The following is an 18568-nucleotide window of genomic DNA, read 5'->3' as shown; positions in this document are numbered from 1 at the left end:
TTCAGGACAGACGTATCAGGACGGAAACAGGCACTTCCGAATGATGGCGTGCACGCCCCAGTTGCCGTTCACCACTTGCGTGACGCCGAAGTCGACACCAACGGAGAGGATCGCGTTCGCCTCGTCTTCCGTCAGCCCGTTCACTTGCATCAGAAACCGGCGCGCCTTGTAAAAGGCGTCACGCAGGGCGCTGTCAAGCGTCGACTTCAGGTAGATCTGGCTTTGCGCCTTCTGCCCCAGCTCGGCGAGGTGGTTCGGTGAACTGAAGCCGTGCACGATCCACTCCTGCGCGGTTTCCACCAGCGGATACGTGAGGTCGGCAAACGGCGCATTGGCGGGGATCGCCGCCTTCTTGTGCAAGATCAACTGAATCTTGCCAGTGAGCGAACATTCGATGGCCGTGCCGCCCAGCTCGGCATCGCCTTGCGACGCGTGCGGGTCGCCGATCGACAGCAAGGCATTGGGCACCGCCACTTTCAAGAACACGCTGGCCCCGCGCGTGACACGCCAGTTGTCCAGATTGCCCGCATAGCTCGACGGTGGAATCGAGTCGATCAGACCGTCTTGCGCGGGCGCAACGGCGAGTACGCCGAAGTGCGGCCGCAGCGGGATCTCGACATCCTTCAGTGCGCGGTGATTCTTCGTAATCTTCGTATGGTCGACGGGCACGCCCGGGTAGTCGATGGTCGTGTGCACCACACCGAACGGGTCGCGCTGCGGCGTCCAGCGGAAGCTGTAGAGCGCGCGGGCGACGCCATCGTTACGTTCGCAGTCGATCTCGAAGACGGTCACGACTTCGCGCTCACGCGGTGCCGTCAGCATGTCCTGATAGTGAAATCCCCACCACGCCGACGCGTGCGCGCCGAAGGCCTTGCCCGCATAGGCCGGATTGGCGCTGGGGCGCGGCTGCAAGTCGAGAATGCGGACTTCCAGCACGTCGCCCGGCATGGCGTCCTTGACGGCGATCGGGCCCGTGCAGATATGCACGCCGAAGCCTTCTCCAGCGCCGCGCCCGTAGACAGACGCATCCATTGGGCCAGCGCCTCGCCGGTCGACGTTCTTCTGCGTGGCCGTCCAGTGAAAGACGCTCTCGGCGCCCGGGTCGCCCTGCACCATGCGTTCCCAGTCGTCGGTGGCGTGCTGGGTCAGCGTCTCGATCGTGACGGTATCGCCGGAGTCGACCGTCAGCACCGGTGGCAGATCGTGACTCAAATATCCCCAGTGCACCGACTCGCGTGTTGCGCGCAAATAGTGATGCTGTCCCGCCGCGTGAGGCAAATTGGCATGCGCTGCGTTACCGTCATGGCCTTCGGTAGCGGAACGGTGCGCAGTGCGTACCGTATCTGCCATCAATCCGGCACCGCGTTGCAACGTCGCCGAGGGGAAGTCGGGATGCCCCCGGGAAATACGTGCGCGGGCGGGCAGGGTGCGCGCCTTCACGCTTTGCTCGCGATAGGCTTTCGGCGACACGCCGAATCGTTCCCGAAACGCTTGGCTGAAATACGACGGATCGTTGAAGCCCCATCGGTAGCAAATATCCGACACGGACAACTGGTCGTAGACCGGGTTCGCGAGATCCGCGTGACATCGTTCCAGACGGCTATTGCGCAGATACGTCGAAAAGCTGTGGCCCGAGTCTTCGAACAGTTTTCGCAGATAGCGATCCGAGATGTGCTCGTCACTGGCAATGGCCGACAACGACAGGTCGGGCTCCGCAAGCCGTGCCTGAACACGATGACAAATACGCGCGAACATGGCCGATCGCGAGGACGACAGCCCCGACGTCGCATGGGGCTTGGCAGCCACTAGCGCCGACGCCAGCAACTCAAGCAAGACGCCTTCGACCGGTTCGAGGGCCTGCGCATCGGGCTCGGCCATGGCGTCGAGTTGATCGGCAATCGTTCTGAGCAGACTGCCGAAGAGGCCGCCGACCGACGGCGGCAGCTTGCACGTGCCGGCCAGCGGCGCGCTTGCCAGCCGAGGCGCGATCAGCGCGTGCCGAATATGCAGCGTGACGATACGAAAAGGCGTCCGCGCCACGAAATCGACGCTTTCCATCGCCGGAATGCAGGCAATCTCGCCCGTCGCCAGCGGCTCGTCGATCACGCTTCCCGTGAGTTCTGCCTGCCCGTCGAGCAACATGATGAGCAGATAGCCACGCTCGCCGCCCGCGCGGGCGGACACGACTTGCGGCGTGGCAGCGATGACGGACACCTCGATGCCTGCGGGTGTGCGATGCGAGAGCAGGGTGCCGTGCAGCGGTTGCTCAGGGGCAGGCGAGCGAAAATGCAGACGCGCGTCGAGCAACCGGGCTTGCCAGGCGGGGCCCCGCTGGTCATGAGCGTAGGACTCGGTTGAAAAGTGCGCGCGATCCAAGACCAATCTCCTGCATGGGTGACATGGACGCCGGGCCGGGGCAACCTGCGATGCCACCGGCCCGGCAATTGCCGTCAATGATGCAATCCCGCTAGCCGAAGTGCAATTGGCCTCGCATCGCGGCGACGAGCACAAAGCCGACAAACGTACCGAAGATGGCGAAAATACCGCCGAGCACATTTGGCGCGGGAATCGGTGCCCGCACGCTTGTGTAGACGATGCCGGTGACCAGACCGACGGCGGCCGCCTGAAGCTCGGTGGCGCCCAGCGTGAGCTCTACCATGATGTTTTCCTCAGGATGACCGGACCGGTCGCGTGTGCGGCACGTCCTCGGCGGGCGGGCGGCCGAACGTCACCGAGCGGCGCCAAGCCTGAACAATGAGATAGCCAAGGTAGGTGAACACGATGGCGAAAATACCCCCGGCGACGTTCGGCGCCGGAATCGGCAGGTTGAGCCACGAGTACAGCGTGCCCGTGACCAGCCCGACGAGCAGGGCGACGATTTCATTGCGCCCGATGTAGACGTATTGCATGGCGTGGGTTCCTTACGGTTTCGTCGATGACTTTGTCGATTGCCGGGCCGCCGCCATCGCGTCCGTTTCTTCGGGTGGGAAGATGCTGCGCGGCATCGTGCAATGGATACCCTGTGTGCCGTCGACCACCTGCGTGACGCCGAAGTCGGCGGCAACGCTCATCAGCGAGTAGGCGTCGTCGCGCGAGAGGCCCTGCTGCTCCGTCAGCAACTGGACCATATCGCGGCCAGCGTTCTTGCCTGCCTCGTCAAGGTCGGGATGGAAGCCGTGGACGATCCAGCAGTCCGGCGTCTCGAGCAGGGGCGACGGGAAGTGGAAGTCCTTGCGCAGCACGATCTGGAACAGCACATTGAGCGAGGCCTCAATGGCAGTGCCGCTGATCTCGCCGTCGCCTTGTGAAATATGCGGGTCACCGATCGAGAAGAGTGCGCCGTCGACCTGCACCGGGTAGTACATCGTGGCACCGGCACCGATGCGCCAGTTATCGATGTTGCCGCCATGCAGTCCGGGCTCGACCGTGGTCACGCGCCCCTTGGCATCCGGTGCAACCCCGGCAGTGCCCAAGTGCGGGCGCACAGGGACGCGTACCCCTGCCAGTGCGGGTTGTTTGCAGCACTCCCGGTGATCGACGATCTTGCCCGGCGTGGTGAGCTTGCCCGGGTAGTCGAAGGCGAAGAGGGCGTGGGCGGTGTTCGAGCGATTGTCGAGCTCGTAGATGGTGACGCGCTCTTTCTTGAAATCGTCGTACAGCTGCCCCCAATGGGCGGCCACGTTCGCGCCGTAACGGAAGCGGGGAATCATCTGAAGGTAGCGAACTTCGAGCATATCGCCCGGTTTCGCGTCTTCGACAAAGATCGGGCCGGTCATGATGTGCACGCCGGGGTTGCGGTCTTCGTGGGGAATCGTGTCGTAGATGGCACGCACGGCGGCGTCCATCATCAGATCGGGGGCGTCGCCCGCGTGATGCGTGACGGCTTCGGCGCGAATCAGATCACCGCTTTTCACCGTCAGTGCGGGTCGCTGGGTCGCGTCGAAGTAGCCCCAATGCACGGTCTCGGGCCGGGCGGGAAGGTCGTGAAGCATGCCATGTCTCCTGATTTTCGTTTTAGGGTGAAGTCATGGTAGTGCCCGACAAAACCCGACGATTAGGAGCGTTTGACACGTTCTCTGTTGCTAGGTGGAACTAACGTTAACCCCCGTTATCCGGGGGTGCCCGTCATTGGAAGCCTCAGGCGTTGGCAAGCGTTGATGCCGCCTCGTCGATGAGCGCGGCGACGTCGACCGGCTTCGACGCCAGCGATGCGTGACTTGCTGCCAGGGTGATCACCTTCCTCGCGTTGAGCCGCGCCGACATCATCGCCTCGTTCTCCGGTGAGATCATCCGGTCATCGCTGGAGATCTGATACCACGACGGTTTTTTCTTCCACGCCGGTGCGGTAATGGTGTCGCCGAATGTCGACGCGAGGGGGGCCTTCTGGGTGACAGCCATCACGAGGCCTTCTTCCGGCGTCAGATCCTGACAGAAGCTCTCGCGAAACTTATCGGCCTTGATCCACAGATAGCCATCGCTGTCCGGCGCAAGATTCGGCACGGCGACGGGGGGATGCTGCTCGGTAATGCCGCCGGGGCTCTCCCCCGCGTCGGGTGCGAACGCGGCAATGTAGACCAGCCCGATCACGTTCGGCTGATCACCGGCCTCGGTGATCACGGCGCCTCCATAGGAATGGCCGACGAGCAAGACCGGACCTTTCTGCTGCGCGATCATTTTGCGCGTACGCTCCGCATCGTCGGCAAGCGAAGTGAGTGGCATTTCAACCGCGTGAATCGACGTGTAGCCCTTGCGCGTCAATTCGACAATGACTTTCGCCCAATGGGCCGCACCTCCCCAGAAACCGTGAACCAGAATGACTGTCGGTTTATCGCTCATGCTCTGCTCCTAGTCGATACTGCCCGCCAGCGAGTTTTCGAGGCATAGCCTGCCGGCGGAGGGGGGGCTATCCGGCGCTACTGGAGTAACGACTATAGGTCATGATTTCGCTCGGTGTGAGCATCGATTGACGCGTCATGCGATGGTCATCTTTGGCTTGTCGCTCCTTGTCATCTTCATGACAAAACCGTAATCCCCGGTTCATCTTGCTGTTTGCTGCGGCTGCTTACGATGGTACCCAACAGTTCCACAGGGACTGACGTCTTCCCGAGTCATCTCAACCCAAGGGGTATCACCATGATCAAACGCATCCTCATCATCTCCACCCTCAGTGCCAGCGCGTTGCTGTCGATGTCCGTACAGGCCACTGCCCGCTATGACAACAATGTGCCGCCGTTCGCCGCCGACACGGGGCCGGCCGTCGCGCGTGACGATGTTGCGAAGCAACTGAAGGACGTGCATGCCAACGGCGTGCCGGTGCCGTCGAACCTCAAGGCACTGCAAGGCACGCAGTCGTCGTCGAAGATGACCCGCGAGCAAGTGCAAAAGGAGCTGGAAGCCGCGGCAGAACAAGGCCTGCTGAACCAGCCCGATTCGGTGTATCCGAAACTGCCTCTGGTCGAGTGACGTCATGCGTCGGCGTCTTCTCTCATTCGCGCCCGCCGCGACGCTCGTGGCTGTCGCGCTGGCAGCAACGGCACAAAGCGCGCAGGCCGAAGCCTTCGTCCCATGTCGCTGGTTGGGCAAGCCATCGCAATGTGTCTCGGTGCCGATGGAGAGCCGCGACGCCGATGGGCAAGCCAAGGCATTCGTGGCGCCGCCGGCCGACATCGCGCGCGTTTATCTCGTGCGCTCCCGTACCACGGACCCCCGGCGTACCACGCCGGTGGACGTGGGCAGCACTCACGCCGGTGATCTCGCGCCCATGACCTATCTCGTGCTCGACCTTCCACCGGGCGAGCACGAGTTCACAGGGCGGGCAGACGGTACGTTCGGCCGCAGTCTGCACTTAGAAGGCGGTCAGGTGTACTTCGCCGAACTACGTCTGACGCAGTGGCTGAACACCATGTACGGTGCCATCGACCCGATGCCAACTGAGGCCGGTCAGCGCGCCGTTGCGGGGGCGCGTCTCGCCCGGGCGTCGGACGGCAGCGGCCATCCCTGACGGCCGTCGTCTGAAGATGACAAAAATGTAATCCCCGTTTCATGTTGGTGATCGCGGCGGGTGCTTACGATGCCCGCTGTCCGGTCCCTCTCGTCCGGGCTCCCCTTTCCCTGTCCGACCGCGCTCGCCGATCCGCCACGATCGATTCCCGCCTGCGCGCCGGCTCTCTCTGCGCCCATGAAGACCACCCTCTACGCAACGTGTGTTGCCGTGCTGTTGCTCGGTATCGCCCCGGCAAATGCACAGCCCGCCGTCAGCGCACCCGGCTCCGTCACATCGTTCACGCTGGCGCAAGCCATGCAGAGCGCGCTCGAGAACAACATCGGACTGAAAGTCGCGCGCCGCGAAATCGATGCGCAGTCGAGCGCGCTCATGCAAGCTGGCGCGCGGCCGAATCCCTCGCTGTCGGTCCTTCAGGAGGACTTTCGCAGCACCGCGCGCACGACGACGACACAACTCACGCAGCCGATCGAACTCGGTGGACAACGCCAATGGCGTGTCGAGGCCGGGTCGGCGGCACAGCGAGCGGCCGAGCTGGACGCACAAGCGAGCGAAGCCTCGGTACGCAGCGAGGTCGTCGTGCGCTATTTCGAGACGCTGGCGAGCACCGAACTGGTCGAGCTGGCCACGCAGACGGCCAGCATCGCGCAGGAAACTTTCGTGGCGGTGCAGCGGCGAGTCAAAGCCGGGAAGGTCTCGCCCGTCGACGAAGGGCGCGCACAAATCGCCGCGAACAATGCACAGATCGAACTGGCCAGCGCGAATGCCGCCCGGGACCGCGCTCGCGCACGGCTCGCGCAGGTACTGAGCGTGGCCGAGGGGCAGTTGCCCGGCACGCTGTCCGGCAGTCTGGAGTCGCTGCCGATGCTGCCGGAGTGGTCGCGCCTCGCGGCGGCGCTCGACACCACGCCAGCGGTGCGATCGGCGAGTGAGGAAATCCAGCGTCGTGACGCGCTCGCGAAACTGGAGCGCGCGCAGCGCATTCCCGACCTGAGCGTCACCCTCGGTCTGAAGCGCGTGACCGACGGGGCACGCACAGACAATCAGGCGGTCGTCGGGCTCTCGATTCCCTTGCCGATTTTCGACACCCGGCGCGGTGCCACGCTGGAGGCCGCACAACGCGCTGACATCGCACGTGACGCCTACCTCGGGGTTCGCCAGCAACAGCAGCAGACGCTCACGAGCGCCTATGCGGAGTTCACGGCGGCGCGCGAAGCCGCCCGCAGGCTCCGGGAAGACATCCTGCCTCAAGCGCAGAGCGCCTATGACGCCACGCGGCGCGGCTTCCTGCTCGGGAAATTCGGTTTCCTCGACGTGCTGGACGCGCAACGCACGCTCGCGATGGCTCGCTCTCAGTACATCACTTCTGTCGCTGGCGCGTACAGCGCCTACGCCACCGTCGGTCTTGCCGTGGGTGGCAGCGTCGACGGCGTTTCGCTCCTGTCGGCCGATCGCCTGACCCAACCGCAATATCAGTGAGGAATCCTCGTGCAACGAGCAAAGAAGTGGATCGTTTTTGGCGGCATCGCCGCACTGTGTGTGGGTATCGGTGTCAGCGTCATGCGTGCCGACGGGCGTCAAACGCCGTCGACGCCCGACCCGAAGGTCGCCAACGCGGCGAAGCAGGACGGGCATGCCGGTCACGGCGACGCGAAGGCGTCGGGCGCCGCCCACGGTGAGGGCGACGACGATCATGACGACCATGCCGACGAGGCCAACGCCGGTGGCGAGGAACGTGTGACGCTGACCGACGCGCAACAGGCGGCAGCGGGCATCGAGATCAAGACAGCGGGGGCGGCTCAGATATCCGAGCAAATGGAATTGCCCGGCGAAGTTCGCTTCAACGAGGACCGGACGGCGCACGTGGTGCCGCGCGTGCCGGGCGTTGTCGAGCGGGTCAACGTGAGTCTCGGGCAGCAGGTCAAACGGGGTGACGTGCTCGCGGTGCTGTCCAGCACACAAGTGTCGGAACAGCGCGCGGAACTGCTCACCGCGCAGGAACGCAGAGCCGGTGCGCTCAAGACATACGAGCGTGAAAAGATGCTGTGGGAAGAAAAGATCTCGGCGGAGCAGGACTTCATCGCGGCACAACAGGTCTTGCGGGAAGCGGACATTGCGGTGCGCAATGCCCGGCAGAAGTTGAGTGCCGTGGGCGCGAGCGCTGCGTCCGGTGACGGGTTGAACCGGATTGAACTGCGTGCGCCGTTCGACGGCACCGTCGTGGAGAAGCACGCTGCGCTGGGCGAAGCCGTCACGGAGACGGCCAACCTGTTCACGCTGTCCGACATGGGCACGGTGTGGGCAGAGATCGCCGTGCCGTCGCAATCGCTCGGTGCGGTGCGCGTGGGTACCCCGGTGACCGTGCGCTCGACCGCTTTCGACTCGCAGGCGAAGGGTACGGTGGCCTACGTCGGCTCGCTGCTGGGCGAACAGACTCGCACCGCCAAGGCGCGGGTATCGCTTGAGAATCCGGACCGCATGTGGCGTCCCGGCGTGTTCGTGAACGTCTTCATCGGTACGAGTCAGGTCAATGTGCCGGTGGCGGTTGCCGAGGCGGCGATTCAGACCGTCGAGGGCCGCACGGTCGTCTTCGTCAAGACCGCACAGGGGTTTGTCGCCACGCCCGTGAAAACCGGGCGCCGCGACGACACGCACGTCGAAATCGTCAGCGGGCTGGCACCCGACACTCCCTACGTGGCCGCCAACAGCTTTGTACTCAAGGCCGAACTCGGCAAGAGCACGGCTGAGCACAGCCACTGAACCCCGGAGCCAGACGCATGTTCGAACGCATTATTCAGTTCTCGATTGCGCACCGCTGGCTGGTGTTAATCGTCACGCTCGCCGTCGCCATTGCCGGTGTCTTTGCCTATCAGCGGCTGCCCATCGACGCGGTGCCTGACATCACCAACGTGCAGGTGCAGATCAACACCAATGTCCCGGGATACTCGCCGCTCGAAGCGGAGCAACGTGTCACCTATCCGATCGAGACCGCGATGTCGGGTCTGCCGGGGCTTGAGCAAACGCGCTCGATGTCGCGCTACGGCCTGTCGCAGGTCACAGTCATCTTCAAGGACGGCACCGACATCTATTTCGCCCGTCAACTCGTGGGCGAGCGCATCGCACAGGCCCGCGAGAAATTGCCTGCCGGCATCAACCCGGAGATGGGGCCGATCTCCACCGGGCTCGGGGAAATCTATCTCTGGACAGTTGAAGCTGCGCCTGACGCGCGCAAGCCCGACAACACCCCCTACACGTCGACCGACCTGCGCGAAGTGCAGGACTGGATCATCAAACCGCAACTGCGCAGCGTGCCCGGCGTCACCGAGATCAATACGATTGGCGGCTTCGCCAAGGAATATCAGATTGCCCCGGACCCGGCGCGGCTGATCGCTTACGGGCTGACGTTTACCGACGTCGTGCGCGCATTGGAGCGCAATAACGCCAACGTCGGGGCGGGCTACATCGAGCGTCGCGGCGAACAGTATCTGGTTCGCGTGCCTGCGCAAGTGGAAAACGCGGAGGACATCGGCAACGTCGTCCTCAACAACGTCAACGGTGTTCCGGTACGGGTGAAGGACGTTGCAGAGGTCTCCCTCGGGCGTGAGCTACGCACCGGCGCGGCCACGGAGAACGGCCGCGAAGTCGTGCTCGGCACGGTGTTCATGCTGATCGGCGAGAACAGCCGCACCGTGTCGCGCGCGGTGTCGGAAAAGATGATCTCCATCAACAAGAGCCTGCCGCCCGGCGTCTCTGCCATCCCGGTGTACGACCGCACCGTGCTGGTAGAAAAGGCGATTGCGACCGTCAAGAAGAACCTGCTCGAAGGCGCGGCGCTGGTGATCGCGATTCTCTTCCTGTTCCTTGGCAATCTGCGCGCCGCACTGATCACCGCGCTCGTGATCCCGTTGTCCATGCTGATGACCTTTACCGGCATGGCGGCCGGCCGGGTCAGCGCCAATCTGATGAGCCTTGGCGCACTCGACTTCGGCATCATCGTTGACGGCGCGGTGGTGATCGTGGAGAACTGCGTGTTACGGCTCGCGCATGCCCAGCGGGCACATGGCCGGCCGCTCACCATGCAGGAGCGCTTGCATGAGGTCTACGGCGCAGCGCGTGAAGCCAGACGCCCGTTGCTGTTCGGACAGGCCATCATCATGGTGGTCTATCTGCCGATCTTTGCGCTCACGGGTGTCGAAGGGAAGATGTTCCACCCGATGGCGATCACCGTGGTCATGGCGTTGGGCGCAGCTATGGTGCTGTCGGTGACATTCATTCCTGCGGCGGTCGCGGCCTTTATCGGCAATCGGGTTGAAGAGAAAGAAAACCGTGTCATGGGCGCGGCGCGGCGCCTGTACGAGCCCGCGCTTGACTGGGCTTTCGGGAACGCTCGCATCGTGCTGGCGGGTGCCGTCGTCGCCGTGCTCATGACGTTCAGTCTGGCATCTCGTCTGGGCAGCGAATTCATGCCGAATCTCAATGAAGGCGATCTCTCGATTCAGGCATTACGCATTCCGGGCACCAGTCTCACGCAGTCGGTGCAGATGCAGCAGCAGTTGGAGAAGGCGTTGATTGCGCAGTTGCCGGAAGTCGAGCGCGTGTTTGCGCGAACCGGCACCGCAGAAGTCGCCTCGGACCCGATGCCGCCGAACATTTCCGATGGCTACATCATGCTCAAGCCGAAGAACGCATGGCCGGATCCGAGCAAGACGCGCGAGCAATTGATTGAAGAGGTTACCCGCGTCGCGCAATCGATCCCGGGCAGCAACTACGAGTTCTCGCAACCGATCCAGCTTCGCTTCAATGAGTTGATTTCCGGTGTGCGCAGCGATGTGGGCGTGAAGATATTCGGCGACGACATGAACGTGCTGAACGAAGTGGCCGGGCGCATGAGCACGCGTTTGCAGGCGATTCCGGGCGCGACGGAAGTCAAGGTCGAACAGACGTCGGGGCTGCCGATGCTGACGATCAACATCGACCGGGCAAAGATCGCGCGTTACGGCATCAACGTCGCAGATGTGCAGGACACGGTTGCCGCCGCGCTTGGCGGGCAGACGGCAGGTACGCTGTTTCAGGGTGACCGTCGGTTCAGCATCGTCGTGCGCCTGTCGGACAACGTGCGCGAGAACCTCGATGCGATCCGGCGCCTGCCGATTTCGCTTCCCGCAGCAACGACGGCAACGCCACGCGGCGACGGCGTCGCGGGCGACCCGGCAATGCAACGTGCCGCGTTCATTCCGCTGTCCGAAGTCGCCACGCTGGATCTGAGCCCGGGCCCGAACCAGATCAGCCGCGAGAACGGCAAACGCCGAATCGTGGTGAGTGCCAATGTGCGCGGGCGCGATCTGGGGTCGTTTGTGGAAGACGCGCGCGTCGAGATCGAGAAGGTGGCGCTGCCTGCCGGGTACTGGACGGCCTGGGGCGGCCAGTTCGAGCAGTTGCAGTCGGCGTCCGACCGGCTGAAGATCGTCGTGCCGGTAGCGTTGTTGCTGGTGTTTGCGCTGCTGTTTGCCATGTTCAATAACGTGCGTGACGGCCTGATCGTGTTCACGGGCATCCCGTTTGCCCTGAGCGGCGGGTTAGTCGCGCTGTGGTTGCGCGGCATTCCGCTCTCCATCACGGCAGCGGTAGGGTTTATCGCGCTTTCCGGTGTGGCGGTGCTCAACGGTCTGGTGCTGATATCCTTCATCCGGAATCTGCGCGACGGTGGAAGTCCGCTGGACGTGGCGGTTCGGGAAGGTGCGCTGACGCGTCTGCGCCCGGTGCTGATGACGGCGCTGGTCGCGTCGCTCGGTTTCGTGCCGATGGCGATTGCCACCGGGACCGGTGCCGAGGTGCAGCGCCCGCTGGCGACCGTCGTCATTGGTGGCATTCTGTCGTCCACCATGCTGACCTTGCTGGTGCTGCCCGTGCTCTATCGCGCCGTCTGCCGGCGCGAGCCGCAGGGCGGTATGGCCAATCGGTGGGTTGCCCGGATGGGACGAAAATTCCGTCGGCAGAGTTAGTTGTTCAATATCACCTTAGGAACGAAATGCGCATTCTTGTCGTCGAGGACGAGCACAAGACGGGGCAGTACCTGAAGAAGGGGCTGACGGAGGCCGGCTATGTCGTCGACCTCGCCGTCGACGGCATTGACGGTCTTCACATGGCCACGACGCTCGCGTACGACCTCGTGGTCCTCGACGTCATGCTGCCGGGCAAGGACGGCTGGCAGGTACTGGCTGAACTCCGGGCGCGCCGCCACACGCCGGTGCTGTTTCTGACCGCGCGTGACGACCTCGACGAGCGCATCAAGGGGCTCGATCTGGGCGCCGACGACTATATGACGAAGCCGTTCGCGTTTGCCGAGTTGCTGGCGCGCGTGCGGACCATTTTGCGACGCGGGCGCACACGCGAGCCCGACGTCTTGCAGATCGGCGATCTCGAATTGAATCTGCTCGGTCACAAGGCGGTGCGTCAAGGCACGAGCATTACGCTGACGGCCAAGGAGTTCCTGTTGCTGGCGTTGTTGATGCGGCGCCACGGCGAGATTCTGCCGAGAAGCTTGATTGCGTCGCAGGTGTGGGACGTCAACTTCGACAGCGATACCAATATCGTCGACGTGACGATGCGACGCCTTCGCGCCAAGATCGATGATCCGTTTGCCACGAAGATGATTCATACCGTCAGAGGCATGGGCTACGTGCTGGAACTTCGCGAGCCTCGCGAATCATGACGAACGCTGCCGAACCGCTGCGACATGCCCGGTCGATGCGCGCCAGACTCACGCTGTTTATCGCTGGCTGCATGTTCACGGTGCTGGCGCTCATGGGCCTGTATCTCTACTTCGCATTGGCGGAACAGCTGCGCGCACGCGCGCATCAGGATCTTCTCGGCACGGTCAGTTCGCTGCGCTCTGAGCTAAGGGGGATCACGGACAAGTCGGAGATCGGTGCCAATCCGCGCCGATGGTACGACGCGACGCACGGGCATCAGAACCTCGATTTTGCTGTGCTCGATGCCAGCGGGAAGCCGTTGATCGCGAGTCGTGGCTATCGCCCCCCGGCGACGGCGCTGACGTACGTCGACAGCCACAACATTCCGCACGAGCGCCATGTGCAGAAGATCGCCAACGCCGAATTGGGCGTCCGGCTGCGTTACGTGGCGGCTGACGACGTCATCGGACAAGGCGGCGAGCACGTCATGATCGTCGTGCAGCTCGACCCGAGAGAGCAGGTCAACGTGCTGGCCAGCTTCGCGCTCACGGCGGTGGTCGCACTGATCGTGGGTACGTTGCTGGTGGCGGCCATGGCGTATTGGCTGGTGACCCTCGGGTTGAAACCCTTGCGCACACTCACGCAGGCCGCCGAGCAGGTGTCGAGCGAACGCCTTGGCCAGCCGCTGGCGGACGACGACACCCCGGCAGAACTGCGCGACCTGTCGCACGCGTTCAATCGCATGCTCGCCCGGCTGAACGATTCGTTCACGCGGCTTTCGCAGTTCTCGTCCGATCTGGCGCATGACCTGCGCACACCGCTATCGAACCTGATGGGCGAGTCTCAGGTGGCCCTCTCACGGGAACGCACGCCTGCGGAATACAAAGCGATTCTCGCGTCGAACATCGAAGAGTGCGAGCGCCTGTCGCACATGATCACGTCGATGCTGTTTCTGGCGCGTGCCGATGCCGCCCACGCGAAATTGCAACGGGAACCCACGGCACTGCACGAATTGGCATCGTCGATTGCCGAGGACTTTGCGCCGATGGCTGAGGAGGGTGGTCTGACGATGCAAGTCAGCGGCGATGCCGTCTGCGTCGTCGATCGCGGGTTGGTGCGCCGCGCGCTGGCCAACTTGCTGACCAATGCGATTCGCCATTCGCGCCCCGGCAGCACGATATCGATACGGTGCTCGGCGTCCCCCGACGGTGCTGAAATTGCTGTCCACAATCAGGGCGACGTGATCCCCGAAATACACTTGCCGAGAATCTTCGACCGCCTGTACCGCGTGGACCCGTCACGCCATAACGACGGCAGCACGCGAACCACAGGCACCGGCTTGGGACTCGCCATCGTCAAGTCGATCATGGAGCTGCATGCCGGCTCGGTGTCTGCGACAAGCGACGCCACTGCTGGCACGGCATTTCGCCTCAGATTCCCCGCCAAGCCGCTCGATGGCGTCACGTCGTCGGTACCGCACGCCCTATAGACAGGATGGGCCCTGTCGGACGCCCGATCGGCGACCCGTTGGGCGGCTCGAGCGTGATCTCGAACAGTTGATTGGGCTGCATCGGCGGCAAGCGGTCGAGTGAGATTTCCAGCGATTCGCCCGCTTGCACCAGCCCCAACGACATCGGCGCAGACCAGCCATCGGCCTTGGTCCAGAACTGCAACGCCTTGGCGGGTTGCACTTCCTGCGACTTCAGCGGTATCAAGCGCAATTTACGATTGGCACCGACTTGCACGAGCCATGCGGGTGTCTTGTCCTGCGGCGACATGAGCACAACGACAAACTGCGGCACCGGTGCCGGCGTGCGCAACTGGACACCGAGAACCACCGCAAGCACCAGCGTTGCGAACGACCCGGCAAGAGCGCTGGTTCGCCAGAAACGCACGTCGTTCCACCAGCGACGCCATCCTTCGGCGCCTATGGTCGACGTGCTTCTGCGGATTCTCGGCCAAAGCTGTTTTGAAGGTGCCAAGGGCGCCACGGTGTCGGCCAGTGGCTGGAGTCGCGCTTCCCACTCGGCGACTTTGGCAGCCAACACGGGTTCGTGGCGCAGCCGCGCTTGCACCGCTTGCCGTTGCGCCCATGGCAAGGTGCCGACGACGTATTCGCCAGCCAGATCGTCGAGCGCGTTAAGTTCTTCTGGCGTCATCCCATGCACTCACGTAGCGATTGCAGACCGCGCCGTACCCACGCTTTGACACTGCCGAGGGGTGAACGAAGCCGCTCGGCGATTTCGCTGTGGGTATAGCCGTCGAGATAGGCGTGAAGAATGCTGGCACGTGGCGACGCGTCGAGCCGTTCCAGACATTCACCGAGGCGGCCCAGCATCAGAGGATCGACTGAAAATGAATTCGAAGCTTCCGCATGCATGGCGTCGGCACTCACATGGGCATCGAGGGTCTCGTCGTCCACGTCGACCTCACGCTCTCGGCCCCGAATGGCATTCAGCGCCTGATGACGCACGATGCTGAAAATCCAGCCCCGCCCCGAGCCACGGGCGGCGTCGAAGCTGGCCGCGTTGGTCCAGAGGCTGACAAAGGCATCGTGCAGGACATCTTCGGCCAACTGCCGGTCGCGCACGATGCGCTGGGCCACGCCGAGAAGGTAGGCGCCATCGCGCTCATAAAGCCGCTGGAGCGCCTTACGATCCTTGCCGCCACACGCGGCAATCAATGATTCGTAGTCAAAATCATCCTTCTCGTCGTGCACGGGCACCTCTCGGAAACCATCGGCGATATGTCGAAGCACGCGAATACAGATCGACTACGTCTTCCGCAAAATGCCCGTCGCTCAGACATGTGTCAAGCGGCTTTCCAGAAAATGTAGTCGGCCTGGTACTTCACCTTCTCCTTGGCGCCCTTCGTTGCCGTGGCGCAAGCGGACGCCGGCGCAACCCCGCCTTGCGTGGCAAGCCGCTGGATGTACGTGACCCCCTGCATGGCCCCGGGGCCGGAGGCCGGGTTTGCCTTGACCAATTGCAATGGGATGCTGCCGGCACCGGCGGGCGATATCGCTACCTGTGTGGCCGTCACTTTGGAGCCGTCATTGGATTCCCACGTTGCGGGCGGGCCATAGTATTTGCCGACGGCGTTGCCGCTCCGGTCCGTCAACACCGCATCCGGGCCGATGAATGTCCATTCCCACTGGCCTGCGGCGTCTTTCTTTTCCCGGCATTCGTAAAGAATTTCGCCTTTGCCGACGGTTTGCAGCGCAATCGTGTGGCCGTCGGGGACTTTGACGGCTGCTGCCACCGGGGCGGCCGTACCTGAGGTGCCGGTCATCGGCATGTTCTGGGCGCAAGCGGCGAGCAGGGTGGAGGCGGCGAGGCTGACTGAGACTATGCGCATCATGGCAAAACTCCTGTGTCGGATCGAGTCGTTTGGCGCCCTGAATATCGGGTCGCTACCTTCTCTACACACGAGATGTCGATTCGGATGCAGCCGAATGCAAATTTTCCGAAATCAGTTGCTGCCGAGCAATTGCTTGCGAAGCGACGGCGCGCGGGTGCGTGGGTCGAGCCAGATGCCGAAGAACGCCTGCGCGAAGGCGGGATCGTCAATTTCCGCCGAAACGTTCCCGTTGAGATAGAACCGCGCCCCACGCCCGGGCAGATAGACGCCACACAGTTCGTCCCCGCGAGACACATCACCGAACGCCCGTCGCATCGCGTCACGCCAAGCCGAGAGCGTCGCGTCAGCGATCGGCTGTGTCGCCAGTCGCTGAATCTCGTCGATGCCCGTCGAGACGATGCGCGCACCGCTAAGGCTACGTTCGTAGGTCAGCGAGAGCGCAAACGGGATGTCGAATGACAACGGTGCAGGGGGTGCCACGGGCGCCTTGGGGGCCCAAAGCTCAGCCCGGTAAAGGCAGAAGCCCAGCACGCAGAATTCTCCCGCACCGATGTGGCGAGCTCCGGCGATGTCGTCGCGGCACCCGGCCCGCGCATTGGAAACCGAGCAGGCAGCGATCAGCGAGGCAGCGCACACCCACGAGAGGGCGAGGCGGCGGGTAGTCCTCAGGGGGGAGGTCGGGACCACGCGTCAGTCCTTTTCGCCGGGCGAAGCGAAGCCCGGCTGCCCAAGTTGCTCGCTCACCTGCGGCACCCGTCGAAAACGGGACGTGTCGTAACCCATCGCCTCAAAGCGCGCGAGCAGCCCGTGATAGGTGGCGTCATCCATCATGGGTTCGCGCGAGAAGACCCAGCCAAGCGACTTGTCGGGGTAACCGAGCAACGTGTAGCGATAGTCCGGGTCGACATACAAGGTGAGTTGCGAGACGTAAATCGGCCAGAAGAGTCGAACGCTCCAGCGCCCGCCGCCGCTGCCCGGCACCACACTGTCGAGGAATTGATAGTGGCTTTCCGGTTGGTCGAAGCCGTCTTTGCGTCCATAAAAGTGATCGTCGATCCGGCCGTCTTCGCGCAGATACCACTCGGCGCGGCTGCCCACGAAATCTCGTTCGGCAAAGTACGGGATATTGGCTATCACGTACCAGCGTCCCATATAGCGTGGCAAATCGACGGGCACCACCTGTAGCGGGGTATTCGCAAGGGGATTCGGGTTGGCGGGCGCGCCCGAGCAGGCGCTCAGCAGCAGGCCAGCGATCGCAGTGAATACCAGCAAAGCGTTTCGCAGCATAGGGTCTCCGGCATCGGACAGGGGCGATGGGGGCAATGTGTGTGTATACGAGTGGCGCAGCCCGGCGGATGCAGATGTCGTCAAGAAAATGGACATTTTTTTGTTCATCCTGCATCCGGAAGCCGATCTGGCACGTATTCGAACCTGTGCGCCCGGTGCCGTGGCTATTGGCCTGCCGATGAAGGCGGGCGCGCGTGCGTCATCGTCCAGTTCGTAAGTCAACAACCCAAGTCACGGAGCCAAAATGTCAGGCACCTTGCTCAGCAAGCTGCTGTTGGTCGCCTCAGCCGGTGCGGCCCTTACCGCGTGCAGTCCCGCCTATCTGGTGAATGCACTGACGCCACGATCCACCTATGAGGCGTCGACCGATCTCGCCTACGGGCAGTCAGATCGTCAACGGCTCGACGTTTATGTGCCAACGCAGCGCGCAACCTCACCGGCAGGCACGCCGGTCGTGGTGTTCTTCTATGGGGGAAGCTGGCAGAACGGGGAGCGCGCCGACTATCGGTTTGTGGGCGAGGCGCTGGCGTCGCGGGGATTTCTGGTGATCGTGCCGGACTACCGGACGTATCCGGAGGTGATATTCCCGGGGTTCATGGAAGACGCGGCGTTGGCGGTCCGTTGGGCGAGGGATCATGCGCGTGCGTACGGCGGTGATACCGGACGGCTTATTTTGATGGGCCATTCGGCAGGGGCGCAGATTGTTGCGCTATTGGCGACCGATCCGCGCTACTTAAGCGCACAAGGGATGGCACGGAACGAGATTGCGGGCGTAGTCGGTCTTGCTGGCCCCTACGACTTTCTGCCGCTGGAAAGCGACGTGCTGCGCAAGATATTCCCCGAACCAGTCCGCGCGGCAAGCCAGCCGATCCACTTCGTGTCGGGGCACGAGCCGCCGATGTGGCTAGGGGTTGGGGACAGCGATAGCGTCGTCGATCCGGGCAACACCGAGCGCTTCGCGCAACGGCTGCGGGCCGCAGGCGACGACGTGGAAGTCCGCCACTACAAGTTGGGACACGTCCTGCTGGTGGGAGCGCTCGGCATACCGGTCAGGCAGTTCTCGCCGGTACTGGACGATATCGCGACGTATGTGAATTCGGTTCGACCTGCTAATTGACGCCAACTACCGTCCTTCGGCGGTTTCGCCAGAAATTTCCCCCGTATTCTCGAATACCCTCCGGCAAAAATCATTATCGCTTTTGCCCGAAACCCCTATGTCGTTGGCAGC

General features: G+C 63.3%; 19 protein-coding genes. 9 read left to right on the top strand and 10 right to left on the bottom strand.

Features of this window, described 5'->3' with window-relative positions; all coding sequences use genetic code 11:
• Nucleotides 1-15: 15 nt before the first annotated feature.
• The 5 genes from CDV44_RS08105 to CDV44_RS08085 all read right to left on the bottom strand — a co-directional run bounded on the left by CDV44_RS08105 (nucleotide 16) and on the right by CDV44_RS08085 (nucleotide 4836).
• Nucleotides 16-2376 (bottom strand): acetamidase/formamidase family protein, encoded by a 2361-nt coding sequence (locus CDV44_RS08105; protein ID WP_249277456.1) that lies wholly within the window; start codon nucleotides 2374-2376, stop codon nucleotides 16-18.
• A 91-nt stretch (nucleotides 2377-2467) separates the two neighbouring features.
• Nucleotides 2468-2659 carry a DUF1427 family protein gene (locus CDV44_RS08100; RefSeq protein ID WP_087687569.1) on the bottom strand — a complete coding sequence of 64 codons (192 nt, stop codon included), beginning with the start codon at nucleotides 2657-2659 and terminating at the stop codon, nucleotides 2468-2470.
• Between the two features lie 10 nt (nucleotides 2660-2669).
• On the bottom strand, nucleotides 2670-2909 hold the full coding sequence (locus CDV44_RS08095) for a XapX domain-containing protein (RefSeq protein WP_087687568.1): 240 nt from the start codon (nucleotides 2907-2909) through the stop codon (nucleotides 2670-2672).
• Nucleotides 2910-2921: 12 nt separating this feature from the next.
• Entirely contained in the window at nucleotides 2922-3992 is a 1071-nt protein-coding gene (locus CDV44_RS08090; protein WP_087687567.1) for an acetamidase/formamidase family protein, read from the bottom strand.
• A gap of 145 nt (nucleotides 3993-4137) precedes the next feature.
• Complete coding sequence (locus CDV44_RS08085; protein WP_087687566.1) at nucleotides 4138-4836, bottom strand: alpha/beta hydrolase; 699 nt, start codon at nucleotides 4834-4836, stop codon at nucleotides 4138-4140.
• A gap of 297 nt (nucleotides 4837-5133) precedes the next feature.
• On the opposite strand from CDV44_RS08085, the gene CDV44_RS08080 reads away from it, so the two are divergent.
• The 7 genes from CDV44_RS08080 to CDV44_RS08050 all read left to right on the top strand — a co-directional run bounded on the left by CDV44_RS08080 (nucleotide 5134) and on the right by CDV44_RS08050 (nucleotide 14182).
• On the top strand, nucleotides 5134-5463 hold the full coding sequence (locus CDV44_RS08080) for a DUF4148 domain-containing protein (RefSeq protein ID WP_170935903.1): 330 nt from the start codon (nucleotides 5134-5136) through the stop codon (nucleotides 5461-5463).
• A 4-nt stretch (nucleotides 5464-5467) separates the two neighbouring features.
• Nucleotides 5468-6001, top strand: a complete 534-nt coding sequence (locus CDV44_RS08075) for a DUF2846 domain-containing protein (RefSeq protein WP_087687564.1) — start codon at nucleotides 5468-5470, stop codon at nucleotides 5999-6001.
• A gap of 177 nt (nucleotides 6002-6178) precedes the next feature.
• Entirely contained in the window at nucleotides 6179-7480 is a 1302-nt protein-coding gene (locus CDV44_RS08070) for a TolC family protein (protein WP_170935902.1), read from the top strand.
• Between the two features lie 9 nt (nucleotides 7481-7489).
• On the top strand, nucleotides 7490-8761 hold the full coding sequence (locus CDV44_RS08065) for an efflux RND transporter periplasmic adaptor subunit (RefSeq protein ID WP_249277455.1): 1272 nt from the start codon (nucleotides 7490-7492) through the stop codon (nucleotides 8759-8761).
• Nucleotides 8762-8778: 17 nt separating this feature from the next.
• Complete coding sequence (locus CDV44_RS08060; RefSeq protein ID WP_087687562.1) at nucleotides 8779-12003, top strand: efflux RND transporter permease subunit; 3225 nt, start codon at nucleotides 8779-8781, stop codon at nucleotides 12001-12003.
• A gap of 26 nt (nucleotides 12004-12029) precedes the next feature.
• Nucleotides 12030-12713: a heavy metal response regulator transcription factor gene (locus CDV44_RS08055; protein WP_087687561.1), complete on the top strand. Its 684-nt coding sequence runs from the start codon at nucleotides 12030-12032 to the stop codon at nucleotides 12711-12713.
• On the top strand, nucleotides 12710-14182 hold the full coding sequence (locus CDV44_RS08050; RefSeq protein WP_087687560.1) for a heavy metal sensor histidine kinase: 1473 nt from the start codon (nucleotides 12710-12712) through the stop codon (nucleotides 14180-14182). The genes CDV44_RS08055 and CDV44_RS08050 overlap by 4 nt, the downstream gene beginning before the upstream one ends.
• Here CDV44_RS08050 and CDV44_RS08045 read toward each other — a convergent pair.
• The 5 genes from CDV44_RS08045 to CDV44_RS08025 all read right to left on the bottom strand — a co-directional run bounded on the left by CDV44_RS08045 (nucleotide 14154) and on the right by CDV44_RS08025 (nucleotide 17340).
• A complete protein-coding gene (locus CDV44_RS08045) occupies nucleotides 14154-14852 on the bottom strand; it encodes an anti-sigma factor domain-containing protein (protein WP_087687559.1) in 699 nt (232 codons plus the stop codon). The two genes, CDV44_RS08050 and CDV44_RS08045, sit on opposite strands and share 29 nt — an antisense overlap.
• Nucleotides 14849-15451, bottom strand: coding sequence for a sigma-70 family RNA polymerase sigma factor (locus CDV44_RS08040; protein ID WP_249277454.1), 603 nt, complete (start codon nucleotides 15449-15451; stop codon nucleotides 14849-14851). The genes CDV44_RS08045 and CDV44_RS08040 overlap by 4 nt, the downstream gene beginning before the upstream one ends.
• A 53-nt stretch (nucleotides 15452-15504) precedes the next feature.
• Entirely contained in the window at nucleotides 15505-16050 is a 546-nt protein-coding gene (locus tag CDV44_RS08035) for a DUF3455 domain-containing protein (RefSeq protein ID WP_087687962.1), read from the bottom strand.
• Nucleotides 16051-16164: 114 nt separating this feature from the next.
• Entirely contained in the window at nucleotides 16165-16740 is a 576-nt protein-coding gene (locus CDV44_RS08030; RefSeq protein ID WP_371328743.1) for a chalcone isomerase family protein, read from the bottom strand.
• 3 nt (nucleotides 16741-16743) lie between these two features.
• Nucleotides 16744-17340 carry a lipocalin family protein gene (locus tag CDV44_RS08025; RefSeq protein WP_087687556.1) on the bottom strand — a complete coding sequence of 199 codons (597 nt, stop codon included), beginning with the start codon at nucleotides 17338-17340 and terminating at the stop codon, nucleotides 16744-16746.
• 88 nt (nucleotides 17341-17428) lie between these two features.
• Here CDV44_RS08025 and CDV44_RS28600 point away from each other — a divergent pair, with 88 nt between their 5' ends.
• Entirely contained in the window at nucleotides 17429-17557 is a 129-nt protein-coding gene (locus tag CDV44_RS28600) for a hypothetical protein (RefSeq protein ID WP_256388436.1), read from the top strand.
• Nucleotides 17558-17584: 27 nt separating this feature from the next.
• Nucleotides 17585-18457, top strand: coding sequence for an alpha/beta hydrolase (locus tag CDV44_RS08020; RefSeq protein ID WP_087687555.1), 873 nt, complete (start codon nucleotides 17585-17587; stop codon nucleotides 18455-18457).
• Nucleotides 18458-18568: the final 111 nt, after the last annotated feature.

Origin of the sequence: Pandoraea sp. PE-S2R-1 (genome assembly GCF_002179865.1) — a bacterium.
Lineage (GTDB): Bacteria > Pseudomonadota > Gammaproteobacteria > Burkholderiales > Burkholderiaceae > Pandoraea.
Note: the sequence above shows the minus strand (reverse complement) of the source record. Positions and strands in the feature narration are given on the sequence as shown.